The sequence below is a fragment of the Pseudoclavibacter sp. AY1H1 genome, from assembly GCF_002931055.1.
GTDB lineage: Bacteria > Actinomycetota > Actinomycetes > Actinomycetales > Microbacteriaceae > Pseudoclavibacter.
In genome coordinates this window covers 84294-103825 of record NZ_PSXX01000009.1, presented here as the reverse complement: position 1 = coordinate 103825, position 19532 = coordinate 84294, and the positions used below count along the sequence as shown (strand labels likewise).

Annotated in this window: 21 protein-coding genes, 1 tRNA gene and 2 pseudogenes; 8 read left to right on the top strand and 16 right to left on the bottom strand. The window is 63.9% G+C overall.

Annotated features, from left to right (window positions below; genetic code table 11):
• The first annotated feature begins 231 nt into the window (after positions 1-231).
• Both C5E05_RS14025 and C5E05_RS14020 read left to right on the top strand, forming a co-directional pair.
• Positions 232-1014 carry an acetoin reductase gene (locus tag C5E05_RS14025; protein ID WP_104342259.1) on the top strand — a complete coding sequence of 261 codons (783 nt, stop codon included), beginning with the start codon at positions 232-234 and terminating at the stop codon, positions 1012-1014.
• A 116-nt stretch (positions 1015-1130) separates the two neighbouring features.
• Positions 1131-1204: transfer RNA gene (locus tag C5E05_RS14020), tRNA-Pro, on the top strand.
• On the opposite strand, the gene C5E05_RS20730 is transcribed toward C5E05_RS14020, so the two are convergent.
• From C5E05_RS20730 to C5E05_RS20555, 5 genes and pseudogenes are all read right to left on the bottom strand, one after another.
• Positions 1196-1441 (bottom strand): hypothetical protein, encoded by a 246-nt coding sequence (locus tag C5E05_RS20730; RefSeq protein ID WP_374953451.1) that lies wholly within the window; start codon positions 1439-1441, stop codon positions 1196-1198. The genes C5E05_RS14020 and C5E05_RS20730 overlap by 9 nt on opposite strands.
• A 35-nt stretch (positions 1442-1476) precedes the next feature.
• Positions 1477-1941: a transposase gene (locus C5E05_RS20725; protein WP_374953454.1), complete on the bottom strand. Its 465-nt coding sequence runs from the start codon at positions 1939-1941 to the stop codon at positions 1477-1479.
• Positions 1942-2674: 733 nt separating this feature from the next.
• Positions 2675-2866, bottom strand: a complete 192-nt coding sequence (locus tag C5E05_RS20560; protein ID WP_181059616.1) for a DDE-type integrase/transposase/recombinase — start codon at positions 2864-2866, stop codon at positions 2675-2677.
• Between the two features lie 148 nt (positions 2867-3014).
• Positions 3015-3164: pseudogene (locus tag C5E05_RS20720) on the bottom strand (IS3 family transposase); the annotation flags it as partial.
• A 282-nt stretch (positions 3165-3446) separates the two neighbouring features.
• On the bottom strand, positions 3447-3575 hold the full coding sequence (locus C5E05_RS20555; protein WP_258064879.1) for a hypothetical protein: 129 nt from the start codon (positions 3573-3575) through the stop codon (positions 3447-3449).
• A gap of 148 nt (positions 3576-3723) precedes the next feature.
• On the opposite strand from C5E05_RS20555, the gene C5E05_RS14005 reads away from it, so the two are divergent.
• Both C5E05_RS14005 and C5E05_RS14000 read left to right on the top strand, forming a co-directional pair.
• Positions 3724-5499 carry an ATP-dependent endonuclease gene (locus tag C5E05_RS14005; protein WP_104342256.1) on the top strand — a complete coding sequence of 592 codons (1776 nt, stop codon included), beginning with the start codon at positions 3724-3726 and terminating at the stop codon, positions 5497-5499.
• Positions 5453-7213 carry a UvrD-helicase domain-containing protein gene (locus tag C5E05_RS14000; RefSeq protein WP_104342255.1) on the top strand — a complete coding sequence of 587 codons (1761 nt, stop codon included), beginning with the start codon at positions 5453-5455 and terminating at the stop codon, positions 7211-7213. Before C5E05_RS14005 ends, C5E05_RS14000 begins: the two co-directional genes overlap by 47 nt.
• A gap of 165 nt (positions 7214-7378) precedes the next feature.
• On the opposite strand, the gene C5E05_RS20715 is transcribed toward C5E05_RS14000, so the two are convergent.
• The 5 genes and pseudogenes from C5E05_RS20715 to C5E05_RS20710 form a co-directional block, all read right to left on the bottom strand.
• Positions 7379-7483 carry an RNA-binding domain-containing protein gene (locus tag C5E05_RS20715; RefSeq protein ID WP_374953453.1) on the bottom strand — a complete coding sequence of 35 codons (105 nt, stop codon included), beginning with the start codon at positions 7481-7483 and terminating at the stop codon, positions 7379-7381.
• A 27-nt stretch (positions 7484-7510) separates the two neighbouring features.
• Positions 7511-7642, bottom strand: a complete 132-nt coding sequence (locus C5E05_RS20550; RefSeq protein ID WP_258064878.1) for a hypothetical protein — start codon at positions 7640-7642, stop codon at positions 7511-7513.
• A gap of 131 nt (positions 7643-7773) precedes the next feature.
• Entirely contained in the window at positions 7774-8145 is a 372-nt protein-coding gene (locus tag C5E05_RS13995) for a hypothetical protein (RefSeq protein WP_104342254.1), read from the bottom strand.
• Complete coding sequence (locus C5E05_RS20225; protein WP_258064877.1) at positions 8142-8504, bottom strand: hypothetical protein; 363 nt, start codon at positions 8502-8504, stop codon at positions 8142-8144. Before C5E05_RS20225 ends, C5E05_RS13995 begins: the two co-directional genes overlap by 4 nt.
• A 1570-nt stretch (positions 8505-10074) precedes the next feature.
• Positions 10075-10263, bottom strand: a pseudogene (locus C5E05_RS20710) (hypothetical protein); the annotation flags it as partial.
• A 366-nt stretch (positions 10264-10629) separates the two neighbouring features.
• Between C5E05_RS20710 and C5E05_RS13980 the strand changes: the two are divergent.
• Entirely contained in the window at positions 10630-12333 is a 1704-nt protein-coding gene (locus C5E05_RS13980) for an LA2681 family HEPN domain-containing protein (RefSeq protein ID WP_104342251.1), read from the top strand.
• Positions 12334-12635: 302 nt separating this feature from the next.
• Here the strand turns inward: C5E05_RS13980 and C5E05_RS20220 are convergent, their stop codons facing one another.
• The 5 genes from C5E05_RS20220 to C5E05_RS13960 all read right to left on the bottom strand — a co-directional run bounded on the left by C5E05_RS20220 (position 12636) and on the right by C5E05_RS13960 (position 16266).
• Positions 12636-12776: a hypothetical protein gene (locus C5E05_RS20220; protein ID WP_181059614.1), complete on the bottom strand. Its 141-nt coding sequence runs from the start codon at positions 12774-12776 to the stop codon at positions 12636-12638.
• A 48-nt stretch (positions 12777-12824) separates the two neighbouring features.
• Complete coding sequence (locus C5E05_RS13975; RefSeq protein ID WP_181059612.1) at positions 12825-13376, bottom strand: HEAT repeat domain-containing protein; 552 nt, start codon at positions 13374-13376, stop codon at positions 12825-12827.
• 63 nt (positions 13377-13439) lie between these two features.
• A complete protein-coding gene (locus C5E05_RS13970) occupies positions 13440-15335 on the bottom strand; it encodes an ABC transporter ATP-binding protein (protein WP_104342250.1) in 1896 nt (631 codons plus the stop codon).
• Positions 15336-15367: 32 nt separating this feature from the next.
• Positions 15368-15553 (bottom strand): hypothetical protein, encoded by a 186-nt coding sequence (locus tag C5E05_RS13965; protein ID WP_104342249.1) that lies wholly within the window; start codon positions 15551-15553, stop codon positions 15368-15370.
• Between the two features lie 38 nt (positions 15554-15591).
• Positions 15592-16266, bottom strand: coding sequence for a cyclase family protein (locus C5E05_RS13960; RefSeq protein ID WP_104342248.1), 675 nt, complete (start codon positions 16264-16266; stop codon positions 15592-15594).
• A gap of 71 nt (positions 16267-16337) precedes the next feature.
• On the opposite strand from C5E05_RS13960, the gene arfB reads away from it, so the two are divergent.
• The 3 genes from arfB (at position 16338) to C5E05_RS13945 (ending at position 18803) form a co-directional block, all read left to right on the top strand.
• On the top strand, positions 16338-16760 hold the full coding sequence (gene arfB, locus C5E05_RS13955; RefSeq protein ID WP_104240934.1) for an alternative ribosome rescue aminoacyl-tRNA hydrolase ArfB: 423 nt from the start codon (positions 16338-16340) through the stop codon (positions 16758-16760).
• Positions 16761-16965: 205 nt separating this feature from the next.
• Positions 16966-17382, top strand: a complete 417-nt coding sequence (locus C5E05_RS13950) for a nuclear transport factor 2 family protein (RefSeq protein ID WP_104342247.1) — start codon at positions 16966-16968, stop codon at positions 17380-17382.
• Complete coding sequence (locus tag C5E05_RS13945) at positions 17379-18803, top strand: cytosine permease (protein ID WP_104342246.1); 1425 nt, start codon at positions 17379-17381, stop codon at positions 18801-18803. Before C5E05_RS13950 ends, C5E05_RS13945 begins: the two co-directional genes overlap by 4 nt.
• A 2-nt stretch (positions 18804-18805) precedes the next feature.
• Here the strand turns inward: C5E05_RS13945 and C5E05_RS13940 are convergent, their stop codons facing one another.
• Positions 18806-19519 carry a M15 family metallopeptidase gene (locus C5E05_RS13940; RefSeq protein WP_104342245.1) on the bottom strand — a complete coding sequence of 238 codons (714 nt, stop codon included), beginning with the start codon at positions 19517-19519 and terminating at the stop codon, positions 18806-18808.
• Positions 19520-19532: the final 13 nt, after the last annotated feature.

Below are 19532 nucleotides of genomic sequence, written 5' to 3'. Positions count from 1 at the left end.
CTGAAGTCGGGGCGCCAGGAGTCGATTCAACCCCATTCGCGTGCGGGTTGCCTGGAGGAGGTGATCAGGGGTTGCCGAGGGTTGCGTGTCGTGTCGTCGGGCGGCATGTCGCGGGGGAGCCGTGTCGTGCATCCGGTGCCTTCGCTGGTGGCCTGGATGCGGGCCTACCGTGGCGTCGTTCAGCGGTCGAAGGCGAAGCCTGGTCGGCCGCACCTCGAGTTAGGAGTTGTCATGACCGACACACAGGTCGCGCTTGTTACCGGAGCGGGTCAGGGAATTGGGCGCGGGATTGCGCTGAAGCTGGCTGCGGATGGTTACGACATCGTGGTTGCCGACCTCGACTTCCAGGCGGAGAAGGCTGCCGGGGTTGTCGCCGAGATCGAAGCGCTGGGGCGTCGCGCCGTTTTCGTGGCGGCGGATGTGTCGAAGAAGGCCGACGTCGAGGCTGCCGTCGCGACGGCGGTCGAGAAGCTCGGCGGGTTCGACGTGATCGTCAACAACGCTGGCATCGCCCAGGTGAAGCCGATCCTCGAGGTCACGGAGGAAGAGCTCAACAAGATCTTCCAGATCAACGTGAACTCGGTCGTCTACGGCATCCAGGCCGCCGCGAAGTCGTTCATCGAGCGGGGCGTGAAGGGTCGCATCATCTCGGCGGCGTCGATCGCGGCCATCAAGGGCTTCCCGATCCTCGGCGCGTACTCGGCATCGAAGTTCGCGGTGCGCGGCCTCACGCAGGTCGCCGCGCAGGAACTTGCGACGCACGGCATCACGGTGAACGCGTACGGCCCCGGCATCGTGGGCACGGGCATGTGGGAGCTCATCGACAGCGAGCTGTCGAAGATCAACGGCAAGCCGCTCGGCCAGAACCTGCAGGAGAACGTCGAGTCGATCCAGCTCGGCCGCATCGAGACGCCAGAGGACGTCGCTGGAGTTGTCTCGTTCTTCGCGAGCCCGAACGCCGGCTACGTGACCGGCCAGGTGCTGCTCGTCGACGGCGGGATGCTCTACAACTAGCTGGGGTGGCTCCGCGCGCCATTTCGCCCCTCGCGACACGACGGCGACACGGTGGTGCGCGGAGCCCCCAGGTTCCGCTAGGATGGTCGAGTTGTCCTCGCGGAGAACACAAGCCACGGGCTGTGGCGCAGCTTGGTAGCGCACTTGACTGGGGGTCAAGGGGTCGCAAGTTCAAATCTTGTCAGCCCGACGGTGAGATGTCGCAAGACATGGAAATAGCCCGAACCTGCAGTTGCAGGTTCGGGCTATTTTGTTTGGAGCTTGTAGGACAAAACTTGTGGATGAGCTCGCGCGTGCAGAGGAACCATTCCGTGGCGCGTTTCATATGGGCTTCGCTCATGCCCCGGTGGTTGCGCAGCGTGGTGCGGATGCCGTTGTTGATGCCACCCTCGAGCGGGCTCGTGGTGCCCGCGTTGCCGTGGGTCACGAACGTGAACAGGTGCCCGTTGCCCGAGAGGTGGCTCAGTAACAGCCACGCTTTCCGGAGCCGGTCGTGGGTCCACCACTTGCTCCACCCATCGGTGGAGCGTTGCTTCGAGAGCTGCCCGTGTTGCTGCCACCAGGCCTGCAACCCCAGCTGCCAGGCGACGCGGTGCCCGCGTCGACAACCCGGGAGAGCGCTCTGGAGAGCTCCAGCAAGTCCCGGCCACCATGGGTTCTCGGGCGCAGCGTGAGGTGACGGCGCACGTTCATCGGCACACGAAACATGCAGCGCTGGATCTTCGTGTCTGGCCAGCAGGCGCCGGCGGCCGACGCGAACCCGGAACCGCCATCGCAGACCACCACCGGAGCGGGGATGCGCGCTAAGAGCGCCGTCCAAGCGGCCGCTGACTCGGTCGAGCACCACTGCCACGCCAGCACCTGCAAGTCCTCCGTGACCGCGATCAACAGACACCACGACCCCAGATAGATGCCATCAACGAGCACGACCGGGTAGATCGTCTCGACCGGGCCAAGGGCCGGTTCGACCTCCCAACACCAGGACGTCCTCCGGCGCAGCGAGCGACCGGTCTTCGTGTTCGTGATCTCCTGCTGGGATCGCTTCCCGAGAAGCACTTCGAGAAACTCACGCAGCTCGTTGCCGCGTGCGAGGTCAGCTCTTCCCCTGACCCACGACGATCCACAGCTGAGGCACCGCCACCGCTGGGCCCCTGCCACGGTTCTCACGTTCTTCACGAGCCGTTGCCCGCATACCAAACAAGTCGTCGAGTTAGTGTCGCTTCCCACGACCCAGGGTCCCGGACTAAGACCACCCTCAACACGCCTGCAACGACGGGCCTCGATCAAGTTTCCATCCACGCGTTTTGGCCCATAGTCCCCTCTCGGGATGCCGGCGGGTTGGTAGCCCTTGCTGAAGTCGATGGTGAGTTCGCGGAGGACTTCGCTGATGGTGGCGTTGATGACAGTGACGTCGCGGCTGGGGTTCTCCGCAAGTCGTGGGCAGGTGGCTAGACAGCGAACGTGAGCTCGACGAGGTCGTGGTCGGTGGTGATGCGGTGTCGCACGTAGGCGACAGAGCCCGTTTCGCTTGGACCCTCGTGGGCGGCCAGGCGCGGCGGTCGTGGAACTCGGTCCTGAGAGTCGACCAGAACGGCTCGGCCATCCCGTTGTATCAGCAGACCGCGATCCGGCCCGCGGAGCGACGCAGCCCGAGCTGCTGTCAGAAGTCGTAGGCCTGCTCGGATGTGTATTGCGTGCCTCGGTCGGCGCGGAACACGACGTGCTCAGGCACCTCGCCGCGGAGCGCCATGCGCAGTGCCCGCTCGAAGAGATCGGTGGTCAGCGTCTGGCCCACCGCCCGGCCCAGCGCTCTCCTGGAGCAGGTGTCGCGAACGACCGCGAGGTAGGGCAAGCCATCCGTCCCCCGTGCGGAGGTAGGTGATATCTGAGATCCGCACCCGGTTCAGCTCGCCTCGGTCCCCGCGGCGATTCAGGAGATCCTGGATCGCGTGCGTCGCGAAGCTGGGGATCATCGTGACAGGCTGGATCTTGCGCGGGCCGATGCACTCGAGCCCCTGCCGGCGCAGCGACAGCGCGACGGTCTTCACGTTCACGCTCGCACCTGCCTCGGCGAGATCTGCATGTACGCGCGGCGCGTCATAGATGCCGTTTGAGTCGTGAAGTGCGTCCCTGGCCAGCACATCCAGCATCTCCTGGCGGCCCGCTCGGACTCCGGCTGGGCGAGACCGCCACGCGCAAGAGCCGCGCCAGTCGGCTGATCCCCAATTTCGCTTTCTTCGCGTCCATCAGGTCGAACCATTCCTGCGTGGTGGCTTCGACGCGAAGTAGGCTGCTGCTTTTCAAGCATTCGTTGTCCAAGCGAATCTCCCTTACCTCGACGCGCAAACGCGCGAGATCCGCCTGCTCGTCCACGCCCAATGGGTCATCCTGAAGCGTCTCAGCGCTCCGTAACCTCGCCGTTTCGCCTGCACTCACCGGCCCAGCAGCTGCTCCCGCACACAGAACTCGGCCGCGACGTGCGCGATCGGGCGCCCCGTCTCGATCACGAGCCTCGCCGTCTCGATCCGATACAGCGTCGTGTACTTCATTCTCGAGCTCATCAGTACATCCATTCCAGCAGGCCAACAGGCCTGCTTCAACCAATGTCCAAGACTGGAGGGTACCCCAGTGTATGGAGTGGCGCGCTCTGCGCGATGGTAGCAATCGATACCCTAGTCACAACCAGCAACCTGACCCATTAAGGACGCCATGTATGTCGCTCAAGTGAAGATAGAGAATTTCCGCGGCATCAAGCACGCCCGGATTGGCCTCGGGGCCACCGCACTCCTACTGGGCGACAACAACTCAGGGAAGTCGACTGTTCTTGAGGCCATTGAGCTCGCCCTGGGCCCGGACCGGCTCTATCGTCGACCACCAATTGACGAGCACGACTTCCATGCCGGTAAATACCTGGACGAGGCGATATCCATCGAAGTGACTCTCGCCGGTCTCTCCGAAGAGATTCAATCAAGATTTCGCGCCAATCTAGAGTACTGGGACATGTTAGCGAACGCTGTCCTCGAGTCAGCCCCTGCAGGTGAGCCGGAGTTCTGCATCCGCATCCTCTTCACCGGCCGCTACGATCCCGAAGAGGATGACTTTGTTGGCGAGACTTGGTTCGCCGTCCCACTGCGGGAGGCGTCAGAGCCGTCGCAGCGGTGTACCTCTACAGACAAACGTGCTTTTGGGTTCCTCCTCCTGCGTGCTCTGAGGACCGGCAACAGGGCCATGTCGATGGAGCGCGGATCGTTGCTCGACGTTGTGCTGAGGGCCTTCGAAGTCGAAGTTCAGATGTGGGAGCAACTACTCGACAAACTCCGCACCGTTCCTGTGGCAGGCGAGGACAACGACCAGTTCGGAGCAGTGCTCACAAGCCTCGATACCGCCATGAAGAAGATCGTCACCTCGGAGTGGGCTGACGCTCCCCACCTCCGTGTCTCCGACCTGACACGCGAAGACCTGCGGCACGTCTTGCGCGCCTTCATGGCCACAGGCACCGGCGACTACGCAGCCCCTTTCAACCATCAGGGTTCCGGCACCATCAACTCCCTCGTCATCGCGATGCTTAGCCTCATCGCCGAGCGGCGCGACAAGGCAGTGATTTTCGCTATGGAAGAGCCCGAGATATCGCTGCCGCCGACCGCGCAGAAGCGAATCGTCGACCTCATTCGCGACATTGCGGGTCAATCAATTTTCACGTCGCATTCCCCGTACGTTCTCGAGGAATTTGAACCAGAGCAGCTCGTTGTTGTCTCTCGAGATCTCGCGAGCGGAGAGATGGCTGGCGCGAAGGTCGACCTGCCTCCAGAGCTTAAACACAAGGTGTTTATGCAGGGAATGCGAACCAGGTTTTCTGAGGCGCTGCTTGCGCGCCGGATCATTGTCTGTGAGGGGCGATCTGAAGCGCTGGCCTACCCCTATCTCGCAAAGCGAGGCGCGGCCGCGGCACCGGATGACTACTCTCGTATGGACACTGACGGCTGGGCGGTGTTCGACGCGGAAGGGGAAACTAACGTTGCGTCCTTCGCCCGATTCTTCAAGGGGCTCGGGAAGGGCGTCATCACCATCTTTGACACCCAACCCGCCGATAGGCTCGCGGCGATTTATGCAGCGAGCGATGTGGCGTTCGAGCAGCCGTATGCGGGTTTCGAGGACCTTCTCGTCGCTGAGGTCCCCATGACGGCGAAACGAGCATTCGTAGAAGATCTCCAAAGGGAAGGAGGCTGGCCCGGGCACGTTTCCGGCCCAGCTGACGACACTGATGAGGCCCTCGATAAGGCGCTCAGTGCGCTGTTCAAGAAAACTAAAGGCGAGGGCGTCGCTATGCATTTGCTGTCCACGCTTGATTCCGCAGACTATCCCGCGACCATGCGGAGTGTGTTGGACGGCATACGTAATTTTACTCGCGCAGAGGCGCCAGCGTCTGAGGGCTTAGTAGATGGCGATCAGCAGCCGGAAGGTGAAGCCGTTGACCCCCAACAATAGTGGTGGGGCTAGCGAAGTCGAATATCAGAACCTCATCCGGAAGCTCCTCGATGCTGACGAGCACCTCATGGTTACAGGCGGCGCAGGTAGTGGGAAGACTACGGCGGCTCTGCGCAAGGCGGCGCTGGCCATTAGCCGTGGGTTGGTTTACCCGCACAGTACTGTTTTGTTCTTGAGCTTCGCGAATGCAACTATCGATAGGGTTACTGAACATGCGGGCTCGTTGCTGGACAGCACCGTGCGAAAGCAGTTGGAGGTCAGCACATACCACGGCCTGGCGTGGTCTATTCTTCGAAGTCATGGTTACCTCCTCGGATCGCCGCGAGCTCTAGCGATCCTCAGTCCCGGCGAGGAAAATGCCTTCCGCGCCACTCTCGGAGACCCGGATGCTGACATCAGCGGTGAGTTCCGACGTCTGTTCACAGACTTTGGTCAGGTTCCGTTTGATCTCTTCGCCGAACTGGCGGCTGAAATCCTGGTCACCAACCCTGCGATCGCAGGCGCATACTCGACTGCGCACCCCGTGATCTTCCTCGATGAGTTTCAAGATACTTCCGACAGCCAGTGGGAAATGATCCGGGCGTTGGGGGTGACCAGTACGCTCGTGGCCCTTGGCGACCCGGATCAGCGAATCTACGGCCATCTCCCCGGTGCAAGCGACCGGAGGTTCGAGGACTTCCGCGACACGTACTCGCCTGTCGAATTCGACCTTTCCGCATGGAATTGGCGCAGTCCCGAGGGTGCTATCGCCACATTCGGACAGGATGTGCTGTCCGGGCGGCTCCGTGATGACTACGATTCGGTCCACCTAATGCGCACCGGATACCAGCCGCTCTCGGAGCTCAAATGGGCAGTCCTCGCCGGGCTCAAGCGAGTGAGCGAGTCCAATGGCACCATCGCGATATTGACTCCAACCAGGGCACTGGCCGCCCGCGTGTACGACTACTTCAGACAAGCACAGTCTATTCAGCTGCCGAGCCTCGACCTCGACATCAACTCTGACAAGGATGAAGCTTTCGCCGCGGTGATACTCATCGCTACGCTGCTGGAATTCACCGATGACGGTGACGCGACAGTAGCCGCGGCATGTCGAGCATTCTCCCGCTACCTGCTTACCCGAAGCGCCAAACTCGCGAAAGCAAGCAGGGAGCTCAGTGTGAAGATGCTGAGCGAGGCGACGCGCTTGGAAACCGGGGCACCCGGACGAGAATTGGTCGCAACTAAGCGGCTTAGAATTGCGGTTACTGCGCACCTGGCCCGAGCACGCTCTGGCCATCCGTTTGCCGATTATCTAACTTCCCTGACGATCGCAAGTGAGAGTGCGATAAGCGAGTTAGCATCCGCAGGCAAGAACGCTCGCACCGTTCAGCTACTCACCCGCGGGAGCGATCTCGAGTCCGGACTGTCCGAAGTGTGGCGACGGAACAGCTCATACGCAGGAGCCGCCGGAGTGATGCGAGAGTCCGTGGTTAAATATCAGCTACTGAACGCCAAACGCGGAAGCCACAGGCTTATCGTGATGAATATACACCGTGCCAAGGGAAAGGAATTCGACGAGGTGTTCGTCTACGAGGAACTGCACACTCCATTCGTGCGCCAGGGTGAGACGGATCTTTTGCCAGCTCGCAAGAGTTTGAACGTCGCCGTGACGCGGGCACGTAAGAGAGTGACAATACTGACGCCCCAAAGAGCGCCATCTGCACTGTTCACCTGATATCTAGCGACAACCGGCCCTGCGATGCGTGTGACGCAATTGAGTCCGTGCGGGGATCGTTGCCGAGTCGATAAACTTCCAGGCCGAAGCAGGCGGTGAGATCTCCGACACTGCAGGGCTCCGATAGGCGGGTTCGTACCCCTCCGTGGATTCACACGCATTTACTCAACCCGAGGCTGTCTTCTGCGACTCTTCGACCCCGTAAACGATCATGCCGCCGCGGCTGTTGGCCATCGCAGGGATGTCTTTTGGAACGTCGGGTTGCGAGATATTTTTGATCGGCGGGAGTCCAGCCGTTCAATCCGAGTCGTCTGTCTCCGAGACGCCTGCGGCGACCGCCGCATCAAGGATCTCATCGGTGAGGATGCTTGGATCCAGATCCAGATCCAGATCCAGGTCCAGGGATCGGTGCAGCGGTGTGAAGGTCATGGCCTCAGACTACGGAGCACGACGGACATCACTCCAAGCAGCTGCCGGAGCTCCAACGAGGAGGAGGCTCAGCTGTGATGCTGGCGTGACTATGCCTCTAACTGACTCACTGCGCATCTCCTCTCCGCGGATCAGAACGGACACTGCACCATTGCGATCACCGTCGCCGTGATGGTGGCCAGGCCAACGATGCTCACCCCGACGATTCGAGCCTTCGTCCAGAAGCCTGAGTGAACTCCCTCTTGCGAGGTTGTAGCGACGCCTCCATCACTGGCCTGAGCGATGCTCACCCAGTTTCCCTTACCGTTGATAACCAAGTTGACAGCGTTGGCGGCCTGGATCGGCCTGGGTAGAGCCTGGCCTTGCGGTGTGCCAGATCGGAGCTCGGCGGTTAGCTCGGCGAGGCGGGTTCGGATCTGGTCGAAGGCACCTTCGAGCGTACTGGTGGTGACACTCCGGTATAGCTCCGTGAGCCGCCCGTTCATCTGCTGCGTGCCGTTCATGTACGTGACGATGTCTGCGGCTCCGGAAGCTGGAGCTTCACGAGGTGGTCCTTCTGGTGCTGATCGACCATGCTGTGGATTTCACGTACGCCCATGCGCAGCGCCACGATTTCGTTGATCGCGTCCCGTGCGAAGTCGGGAATGCCCATCGACCCTATTGTCTGGTGACGAGTGATGCCGCCCGGGACTGTTCCGTCGATTTGGAGGGGCGCGGCGACTTTTCGATACGACGGCAGTTCGGCACTCTTCTCGTACCCGCGCAGTTCCATCGACGCCCAGTCGCGAAGCTCGGGGGAAAGGGAACCGCTGATTGAGTAGCCTGAATCATCGCTACGAGGGGGTAAGCATGGTCGGAACACGAATCAACGGGCACGTCGAAAGTTGCGCAGAAGCGGTAGTCACAACGGCCGAGGAATGCGAATGCGCCTGTTGTGGCGCGTTCCGCGGCGGCCCGTACACGTGGCGCGCACGCGCTCTTATCGTCACTGATCAGGATTTCGCAAATCGGCGGAGCTATTCCGGCCGACAAGTCACCGCTACGCGCAACGAGTTCCGGAATGCCGACGGTGACGCGCTTACAATGCGCGGCACCGACCTGTTATTGACGCTCATCGTCGATGCAGTCGTCCTGCGAGACGAGCCTGATTAGGCGCAGCGCGTTGAGGAAGGAATCACGCAGATCGTCGGTCCGTTCGTCGGCGAGATTGCGAACTCTAAACTCTCATCCGAAGAGCGTGCACAGCTCAAGCTGATCCTCCCGGAACTCCATCTCCTCTGTGCGTTGTGCGTGCTCGTCCTGCAAGCTAGGAAAGAGTTCGCGTCGGCCGTGGATGCGATCGCAGGCGGCCTCGTCCACCGTCTCGTCGCAGAGATCCTGGGATCGCTGCCGACAGGGCTATTGTCGGACACAATCCGAACGGTGCTTCGTCTCGCACTGAAGAAGGCGTGCGCGACGTTCGTGGAGTGTGCGTTTGAACCGGTGAACGAGAAGGCGCTGCAGATCCTCGGCATCCACTCTGTCCGAGCACTGAGCATCACCTTGAAGTCCGTGAGCTGTGCATCGTCCCGCTGGAAGGTGAGTACCTTAACGCGGCGATCGTTGCGTGGGCAATGGAACACTACCCATTTGGGCGTGACTTCATCTCCGGGCGAAGCACGAAAGGACTTCGTCCGTCAGCGGCGCTCACGAACAATGCCGACCTCGAGGGGCAGATATGGGGTTCGCGGATGCGTTGGGCGCGACTTGACGGAACGGCCGACATCGACGCCTGGGAGATCCACGAATCCGATCGTCGCCTCTATCGGGGAGGGATCACCTGCCCCGATGCTGTCTGCCGCGTAGGGTTTCATTGGCGCAAGCGATCCAAGGACGGGAAAGCCTCGACGTTCTGCGGCAACCACCTTGATGGATGCGGCTACAGGACCGAGTCCGACGAGCAGATCGCCCAACGAGGACTCGAAGAAGCCGACGCTGTCATCAACACCTGCGAAGAAATGCAGATCCGCCTCGAACCTCCGAAGGGCGGACGAACGAAAACTCAAGACACTCCAGGCGCGATCGGTGGCATTGGGATCACGCATCAACGCCGTGGAAACGATCGGGCCGTGCAAGCAGGATCGACCGGGTTGCGGCCGCTGCTACGTAAGCTCATCAGCTCCCCGGAGTTCTGTGTCGATCGGAGGCCGTTGACCCTCAGTGACGGGACCCGCACCACGATCGCCGAGGGGTGCCAGTATGTCGAGGTCTACCACCCCACGGACGCCACCTCCATCGTCTGGGGCAAGATCAAGACCACTAAGGCCGACTGGATCAACTCCGGCTTTCGAGACGAGAAATTGTCTGCCGTGCGCATGCGGAAGGACGCAATCCCGAATATTCTCAAGGCCGCGGACGTCCAATCCGTTGGGGATCTCGTTGGCTGGTACTTCCTAGTCGAAGGCCAGTTCGGCGAGACCTCCGCGGGCGGACCGTATGCCAGCCTGCGGGATGCCAACCGAATCGCGTTCCTCCTGACCCCGCTGTGTCGGCTCGCTGAGTGCTACGCACAAGACATCTTGCTCAAGGGCGTCCCCGAGCGCGAGGATGACGTTCACCCAAATGACGTTGGCCCCGGCGAGCGCGGCGGCGGCGAGGACGCAGAACGCGCCGAGCCGAAACTTCTGTGCACGAGGTGCGCGTTCTTGTAACGGAGGCGGGGGTCCAGCCGATCGTGCGGACGGGAATCATGAGCACAGCGACGACCAGCACGATCGTGGGCAGGGCACCGTTCGCTTGCGTGCCCGCCCGCGCCGTTGACCGCACCGAAGTCGGAAGCACGTGATGCGGACTGTCGAGAGTGTGGGATGTCAGCGGTCAGTAGATCTACTCCGGTTGCAGCGGAACCAGAGGCCGTCGACGGCAATGTCGGCGCTCGTGAGTAGCCTGGAGATCCTGACCTGCCACCGTGAGCAAGAAGCGAGCAACCCATCGAGGATCGGAGGATCATGGTATCGACGACCGCCTGGTTTCAGAGGATCCTGACAGCCCATGACGAGGCTCCGGATCGAGCAGCAAATGCACGTAGTGTTCTGGATGTCGCTGAGGAGATCAGCTCATCGAGCCTCTCCGAGCTGGACAAGGCGGCACTCCGATTCACGTGCTCGTCGCTCGTCATCAACGCAGGCGCCGACCTTGGTGATGTCGATCTGCTGACTCTGGGAAAGGAGCTCGCGGCACGGGCACAGAAGGCCACGCCATCAGATGAGCCGTTGCACTACCAGTGCATGTACAACGTCGCGAACGCTGCGCTCGAGGTGTTCGACCTCGGACTGCCGGCCGGTGGAACGCGGGAGGAGCAGCTCGCCGGTGTCGGAGAGAACCGCCGGACGAACCGAACGGCGCTCCGTGACATTCGTCGGATACTCAAGACCATTGGATCGTCACCGATCGCCGATCCTCGTACCAGGTCTGCAGCATATTGCAATCTCGCCAACTGCCTCGATCATTCCGAACGCTGGGCGGAAGCTTACGACTTCTACCTTCTCGCCCTCGATGTTGACCCGACGAACGGCAACGCGGCGGGCAACCTCGCACAGCTCCTGATGAACCGCATTCGTTCGGGTGTCGGGCAAACGGGGCATATCGCGGCTGTCTACGACAAGTACGTCCGGCTCGCTCAATCGTTGCGGGAGGGAACGGTCGCTTTCGCGGGTGAAGGGACGGCAGCGAGGTGGGACGGTCTTGAGGCGACGCAGAGTCCCGGACATCTCTCACACGGGCTGGACGATACGGATGGCCAAGACGGCGAGTACCGGTCGTGGGTCGCGACATACCGCCTGGCTCTCTCCGCGGCCGTCGAGGGGCTCGGATCGGAGGATGCGCACTGGGACGACGCAGCCATAGAGTTTCTTTTCGGTACGTCGATCGAGGAGATGACTCCGCCGATTCTGGCAGAAATGAACGTGCTCAAGTCCGACTTCCTCGTCTCCCGTCGCTTGGCGTTCGACGGGTACACGCAGGTCGCGGAAGGTCCGGACCAGAAAGGCGACGACTCGGGGTACTACATCGAGACACTTGACTACTCGCTCTACGGAACGCAGTACTCGAAGCTGCTTCTCGCGCAGCGGTCCGCCCTCGACGTGCTCGACAAGACTGCCGTGGTCGCGAACGAGCACTTCGGAGTCGGAGACAACCCGAGTCGAGTCTCCTTCCGTCAGTTCTGGGCGGGCAAAGACGGCGGTGTCCGCGTGGGACTCCAAGCAACTCCGCAGCGGTCGCTAGCGGCGTTCGCCCTCTCGGAGCTTGCCTTCGACATGGACAAGGACGGCATGTATGCGCCGTCGCAAGCCATGCGCAACGCAGGAACGCACCGTATCGTGCACGCTGCGATCCGAGAAGCAACTGGTGTAACGATCGATGCACGGAGCCGCATCGATCTGTTCGAGCTCGTCGACTCCACGATCCTCGCGCTGCAGGTGACCCGATCGGCCTACCTCTATCTGATCGACCTCGTCGCGAGTTGGAACCATCCGGAGGACCACCCCGACGATGGATATCTCCCGTTTCCATCCTACGAGTACATGCAGTATCCCGACGTGCCGGACCCGAAGCCGTCGGGGGAGAGGAAGCCGTCGTCGCAACCGAGAAGTGCCGAGATGAAGCCTGGACGAGGCGAAGCGGGTATGGAGGACCTTACAGGGCCGAGCTAAGGCCAGCAATGAGAACGACATGCCGTCGGTGACGGGGTGTGCAACGCTCCGCAAGGCGCCTAGGGTCGTCAGCCATGAGTTGGCGGACGTCAGTGGGCCAATCTTGTGGTCAGATCTCCTGCAACGCATGGAATGAGTGACGCGCCCTGTGACGAATGGAACGGAAGAACCTCGGTTCCAAGCCAAAAACGGGCCTTCCGTCTACCTGGGGTCTAGGGGGTCGCAGGTTCAAATCCTGTCAGCCCGACCATGCGATGTCGCAAGACATAGAAATAGCTCGAACCTGCAACTGCGTGTTCGGGCTATTCCGTTTTTCTGGCCGGGCCCTTGGGGTTGTCGGTGGCTTGGTAGGCCTTGCCGAGATCGATGGTGAGCTCGCGCAGGACTTCGCCGGCAGCGGCATTGATGACCGTCACACCCAGGTCTTGGATGAGGAGTTTCATGGGGTTCGGGCGAGGGTTCGTCTGACGCCGCAACCTCGTCAGCATGCCCTAGTTCTTCGGGAACCTCGCGCGCAGCGCGTCGAGGCCCTGCTGAGCGCTTCGCCGCACCTCGATTTCGGGGTCCTTCAGCAGCGGGCGCAGGCGATCCACGTCTTCGAGCGCGCCCACGGCTGCCAAAGACCTCGCGGCTGCCGATCGCACTCGAGCCACGCTGTCGCCGAGCAGCCCGGCCAGTTCGGATGCTGCTGGGAGCTCGCGCGCTGCGACAACCCGTGCCCCCATTTCACGGACGCGCCATGCCGGGTTGCCGAGCGTGCCGATCACCGCGGGTGAGGCCGACTCATCCCAGACGTACAGCAGCGCTCGGGTGCCCCAGAGCTCGGGCCAGTAGAGCACCGGCGCGCCGTCGAGGATCCCTTGCGCGTGATCGCCGCCAACGTAGAGGAGAAGGTCGTCGCCTTCGTCGTACCCCTTCATGAGGTTGAGTACCCGCTCAACGAACTCGGACTGGCCGTATCGCTCGACGGCAGCCGCCAGCCGCTGCTCGAGCGGGAGGTCTACAGGAACGGGCGCAGGATTCGAGGAAGTGATTTCAGGCATCAGCTCACCCTACGCGGACCGTGCTGTGGGCAGGTGCGGTGGAAGCAGCTTCCCGTTGCGAACTCAAACGTTGGCATCCTCATCCACCGCGACACTCTTCTGCACGGCGAACTGGGTCCGGTGCAGTTCCTCGTACCGCCCGGCCGCGGCGAGCAGCTCCTCGTGCGTGCCGCGCTCGACGATGGAGCCGTCCTCGATCACGAGGATCTGGTCCGCGCTGCGGATGGTGGACAGGCGGTGGGCGATCACCATCGCGGTGCGTCCCTCGAGCGCCTCGCTCAGCGCCGCCTGTACAGCGGCCTCCGACGTCGAGTCGAGCGCGGCCGTCGCCTCGTCGAGGATGACAACCCGCGGCTGGGCGAGGAGCAGCCTCGCGATGGTCATCCGCTGGCGCTCACCGCCGGACAGCCGGTAGCCGCGCTCGCCCACCATGGTGTCCAGCTGGTCGGGCAGCGACCGGATGAGTGGCTCGAGCCGCGCACGGCGCACCGCGTCCCACACCTCGTCGTCGGTCGCCTCGGGCCTCGCGAGGCGCAGGTTGGAGAGGATGGTCTCGTGGAAGAGATGCCCGTCCTGCGTCACCATGCCCAGGGTGTGGCGCATCGAGGCGAAGGTGACGTCGCGGACATCCGTCCCCGCGAGCCGCACGGCACCACTGTCGACGTCGTAGAGGCGCGAGAGGAGCTGCGCGATCGTGGACTTGCCGGCACCGGACGTGCCGACCAGGGCGACGGTCTGCCCCGGCTCGATGCGGAAGGACACCCCGTGCAGCACCTCCTCGCCGCCTCGGGTATCCAGCGTGGCGACCTCCTCGAGGGAGGCGAGCGACACCTTGTCCGCGGACGGGTAGGCGAAGCGGACGTCGTCGAACTCGACCGACACCGGGCCCTCGGGGACGACGGTCGCGTCGGGCTTCTCCTGGATGAGCGGCTCGAGATCCAGCACCTCGAAGACGCGCTCGAAGCTGACCACCGCGCTCATGATTTCGACGCGTGCGTTCGCGAGGCTCGTGAGCGGCGCGTAGAGACGCGTGAGGAGCAGCGCGAGGGTGACCACGTCACCGGTTTCCAGCTGGCCGCCGAGCGCGAGCACGCCGCCGAGCCCGTAGACGAGCGCGAGGGCGAGCGCGGAGACCAGCATCAGCGCCGTGAAAAAGACGAACTGCAGCATCGCCGTGCGAACGCCGATGTCGCGGACACGCGCGGCGCGCACGCGGAATTCCTCGGCCTCCTCATCGGGCCGGCCGAACAGCTTGACGAGAGTGGCGCCGGGTGCCGAGAAGCGCTCGGTCATCTGCGTGCTCATGGCCGAGTTGTGGTCGGCGGCCTCGCGGCGCAGCGCGGCGAGGCGGCTGCCCATGCGGCGCGCGGGGATCAGGAAAATGGGGAGCATGATCACGGCGAGCACGGTGACGAGCCAGGACGTGCTGAGCATGACGATCAGGGTCAGGATGAGCGCCACGAGGTTCGTGACCACGCCAGACAGCGTGCCGCTGAAGGCCTGCTGAGCGCCGATCACGTCGTTGTTCAGGCGGCTCACGAGAGCGCCCGTCCGCGTGCGGGTGAAGAACGCGATGGGCATCTTCTGCACGTGGTTGAAGACGGCGGTGCGGAGGTCAAGGATCACGCCCTCGCCGATCCTCGCCGAGTACCAGCGCGTCACGAGCGACACGGCCGCGTCGGCGATGGCCACGACCGCGATGACCACGGCGATCCACACGATCGTGCTGACTGCACCCCGGGCGACGATGACGTCGACCACCTGGCCGGCGAGCACCGGCGTCGCGACCGCGAGGAACGCGCCAACGATTGACAGGGCGATGAACAGCACCAGCTTGGTCCGGTAGGGCACCGCGAACGTCAGGATGCGCCGCACCGATTCACGCGAGAAGCCGTGCTTTCCATCCCTGGCGGACGAAATCTTGTAGAGCGAACTCCAGGCAGCGCCTTCCATGCTCATAGCGGTTCCTTCCCGTCAGCAGGAGGCTCAGCCTAGATCGCGGTCTGCCCGCGATTGCGGTTGTCCGCCAGGGGCGAAGGACGTTCGATGTAGGTAATCCACACCTGCTCCGATTCGGCCTCGACGGACGCGTTGTCCTCCGCGACGCCGTCCGGGGTGCTCGGGACGTCGGGGGAGAAGGAGAGCTTGGCCTGGTCTCCGTTTCGCGCCACCTTCACGGCCGAAATCCGCTCGGCGATCGCGAGGCCTCCGACGGCTATGAGCGGTGCATCGCGACGGCGCGAACCGGCGACCCGTCGAGGCCCGTGAACGGCAGCGGCAGCGCGGAGATCCACGGGTCGCGCGCGGTGTCGATGGCCGACAGGTTCGAGAGGTTCTCGATGATGACGCCGCCCGCGCCCAGGAACACGTCGTGGAACGGGAGGTCGGCCGACTCCGCAGTCGCGTCGGTGCGGTCCGGGCTGAGGGTGTCGACACCGACGACCGTCACACCTGCAGCAAGCAGACGCTCGGCGATCGCCGCGTCCAAGAAGGGGTGCTCGAGGTACTCGGGCCGCCCGAACCGCTTCGACCAGTCGGTCCGGAAGACGACAATCGCGCCAGGCGTGAGCCGCTCGAGCTGACCAGCGACCTGAGCGAGTTCGATCCTGCCTCCGGGCTGCGCGAACTCAGTCACATCGACGACCAGCAGCGGCGCCACGAGCCGGCCGAGATCGAGGCCGTCGACGGTGTGGCCGTCCGCGATCGAGTGCGAGGGCGCATCCAGGTGCGTGCCGGTGTGCGTCCCGAGCTGCAGGGCGTGCACCACGACCCCGTCTTCGGCGAGCGAGGTGGCAGGCGCAATCTGCACCTCAGGGTCGCCCGGGTAGATCTGCATGCCTGAGGTGAGCGGATGCGTGAGGTCGACGATCTTCGGATGCGTGTGCGCCATGGGGCCACCCTAGGCATTCGCGATCCACGAGCCGCCGTTCCGAACGTCCCGGCGCGTGGGAGGCTTGGCGCATGGATTTGGAGGTGTCACGCTCGCTCACGATTCCAGCCGCGGAGCTCGGCTGGCGCTTCTCGCGATCCTCCGGGCCGGGCGGGCAGCACGTCAACACCTCCGACAGCCGCGTCGAGCTCTTCTGGAACGTCGAAGCCTCGCTCGTGCTCAGCGACGAGCAGCGGCGGATACTCCTGTCGCGACTCGGCAAGCGCCTCGTGTCCGGGGTGGTCACGGTTGCATCCTCCGAGCGGCGCTCCCAGCTGCGCAACCGCGAGGCGGCGCTAGAGAAGCTCGCGAACCTCGTGCGCGAGGGCCTCGCCCCGCCCGGACCGAAGCGTCGGGCGACCAAGCCGACGAAGGGCTCGCAGCGCCGCAGGCTCGAGTCGAAAGGCCAGCGGTCGGCGACGAAGGCGCAGCGCAGGCGCCCGTCCCACGACTGACCATGACCGATGCGGCGCGCTGAGCGCTGGACGACTCGGACATAATGCCCTTTGTCAACCGAAATGAGTTCGGTTCCTCCCTGTACGAGGCTCGGCGGGTGGGTGTTTGCTTGGTGAGTGCGGCAACTGCACTGTGACGGCCGGAAGCACCGATCGCCGGTTGATGCTTGTCAGCAGAGCCCACCAAGTCCAAAGGAGCACTTGAATGTCGACCACACCCACGCAGGATGCGGTGCTCGCTGCCGCCGACGCCATCATCGACGCGTTCCGCGCGACAGACACCGAGGCGTACTTCGCCGGATTCGCGCCGGACGCGTCGTTCGTCTTCCATCCAGAGCCAGCGCGCCTCGACTCGCGCGCCGAGTACGAGGCGCTGTGGGCGGGCTGGGTCGCGGCGGGGTGGCGGGTCACCTCCTGCGCATCCACCGACCGCCTCGTGCAGGTCTTCCCGGGCGGCGCGGTCTTCAGCCACACGGTCGCGACGAGCGTCGACTCCGCCGATGGACCGGCTTCCTACCTCGAGCGGGAGAGCATCGTTTTCACGGTCGGAGACGGAGGCTCGCTCATCGCGATCCACGAGCACCTCTCTGCGCCGACGACTGACGCGGAGGCAGCCTCATGACCGGCCCCAAGACCATGGCCCTGAACCTCGACGGCCAGGACGACTCCGCGGGACCCGTGCGGGGAACGCAGTCGCTCATCCGCATCGCCCTCATCTGGCTCGCCGCGAACCTCGTCGTCACGACGCTCCTCACGGGCACGCTCTTCGTGCCGGGCGTCTCGTTCGGCACAGCGACCGGCATGATCGTGCTCGGCACCCTGATCGGCGTCATCGTGCTCGTGCTCATCGGCAACATGGGCACCCGCACAGGCCTCCCGACGATGGCGCTCACGCGTGGCGCGTTCGGCATCCGCGGCAGCCTCGTGCCGGCGGCATCCAACCTCGTCGTGCTGATGGGATGGAGTTGGGTGCAGGCGATGCTCGCCGGCGTCACCGTCGACTTCCTCGTGTTCGAGGCGACGGGCTTCTCGAACCCGATGCTGTTCTCAGCCATCTGCCAGGGCATCGTCGTGGTGCTCGCGATCTTCGGCCACACCGGTATCTCGCGAGTCGAGCCGTGGCTTGCGCTCGTGATCCTCGTGGTCATGGGCTTCGTGTTCGCGGCAGCGTTCGGCGCGTTCAGCCCCGGCGACTTCGCGGCGCTGCCCGTGGATGCGGAGCTCGGCGGCACCCCGTTCATCACGCTTGACCTGGTCATCGCGACGGCCATCTCGTGGACCGTGCTCTCCGCAGACATGAATCGGCACGCGAAGAACAGCGTTGCCGGAGTCGTCGGCTCGGGCGTGGGCTACACGCTCTCGACCACGATCGCCATGTTCCTCGGCCTCGTCGCGTTCAGCGTCGTGCTCCTTCGCGGAGGCGAGGCGATCGCCTTCGACCCGACCGTGATCGTCGCCGAGTTCGGCTGGCCGCTCGGCATCGCGATCTTCCTGTCGGTGATGGCGACCAACACCATGGTCGTCTTCGGCATGGTCACCTCGGTCATCAACGCGCAGTCGAAGTGGCACCTGCGCTTCCTGCCGACGGCGATCGTGCTCGGCATCATCTCGATCATCGGATCCACGTTCCTCGGCCTGCTGAACCAGTTCACCGACTTCCTCTTCATCATCAGCGCGTTCTTCGTGCCCGTGTTCGCGATCATGATCGCCGACTACTACCTGCTGAAGCGCCGCAGCTACTCGCGGCAGATCCTGCAGGAGCGGCCCGAGAGCCGCTACTGGTACCTGGGTGGCATCAACTGGGTGGCGGTGTTCGTGTGGATCTTCGGCGCCGCGCTCTCGTACGTGCTCGCGTACGTCGCTCCGAGCCCCATCGGGGCGAACATCCCGGCCTTCGCGGTGAGCTTCGCCCTCTACCTCGGTCTCACCTGGGCGCTGCGCGCTGTGAAGCCGCTTGGCCTCGCCGACCCGCGCGACGCCGTCCACGCGGGGCACCTGCTCGACGAGGAGGAAGAGGCGGGAGAGCCGACGCGAGGGCGCTGAACCTAGCTCCGCAGCCGCGGGTCGTACGTCGGGTCTGGGTATTGCTCGGCGCAGCCGTTTGCGGGGGCTGAGGCTTGGAACTCGAAGTGCCACGGCTCGTTGAGGTAGGTCTGGCAGAGGCCGTACCGCGACCCGTTGGTGGTGAGCCAGTCGGATGCGCCCCCGCCTTCCACGTCGACGGCGTCGCCCGAGACGTGCAGGGAGGTCTCCGGGGAGGCGACCCAGCGCGACGCCTCCTCCAACGACCCGTACTCGGCGACCGCATCTTGCAGCAGCTGCCGCTGCAGCTCCGCCGACCGCCACCCGCTGTTGACCATGACGTACACGCCGTCCAGCTCGGCGTCGCTCGTCGCCTCCTGCAGCGCATCGAGGAGCACGGGGGAGAGGTTGGCGATGCCGGCGTACTCGGTCTCGAACGCCGTCGTGCCGAACTGGAGCCGCCCGTCTGGGTTCTCCGCGCCGGCATTCCCCGAGCTGGTGTCGACTGCTGACTCGCCGCCCGACCCGGCCGTGGAGGGGGCGGCGAGCACCGCATCCGGCGCCGGAGCCTCACGGTGCGACGCGGCTGTCTGCCCGAGCTGCGCCGAGAAGAGCGCGACGCCGAGACCTGCGAGCGCGACGAGGGATGCGCCGCCCACGAGGAGGCGCACGCTGCGCTTCTTCGCGGGTGGGTCGGCGACGGTGCGCTGGTGGCGGGGCGAGCTGGTGAGCGTCATGGGACAAGTTCAG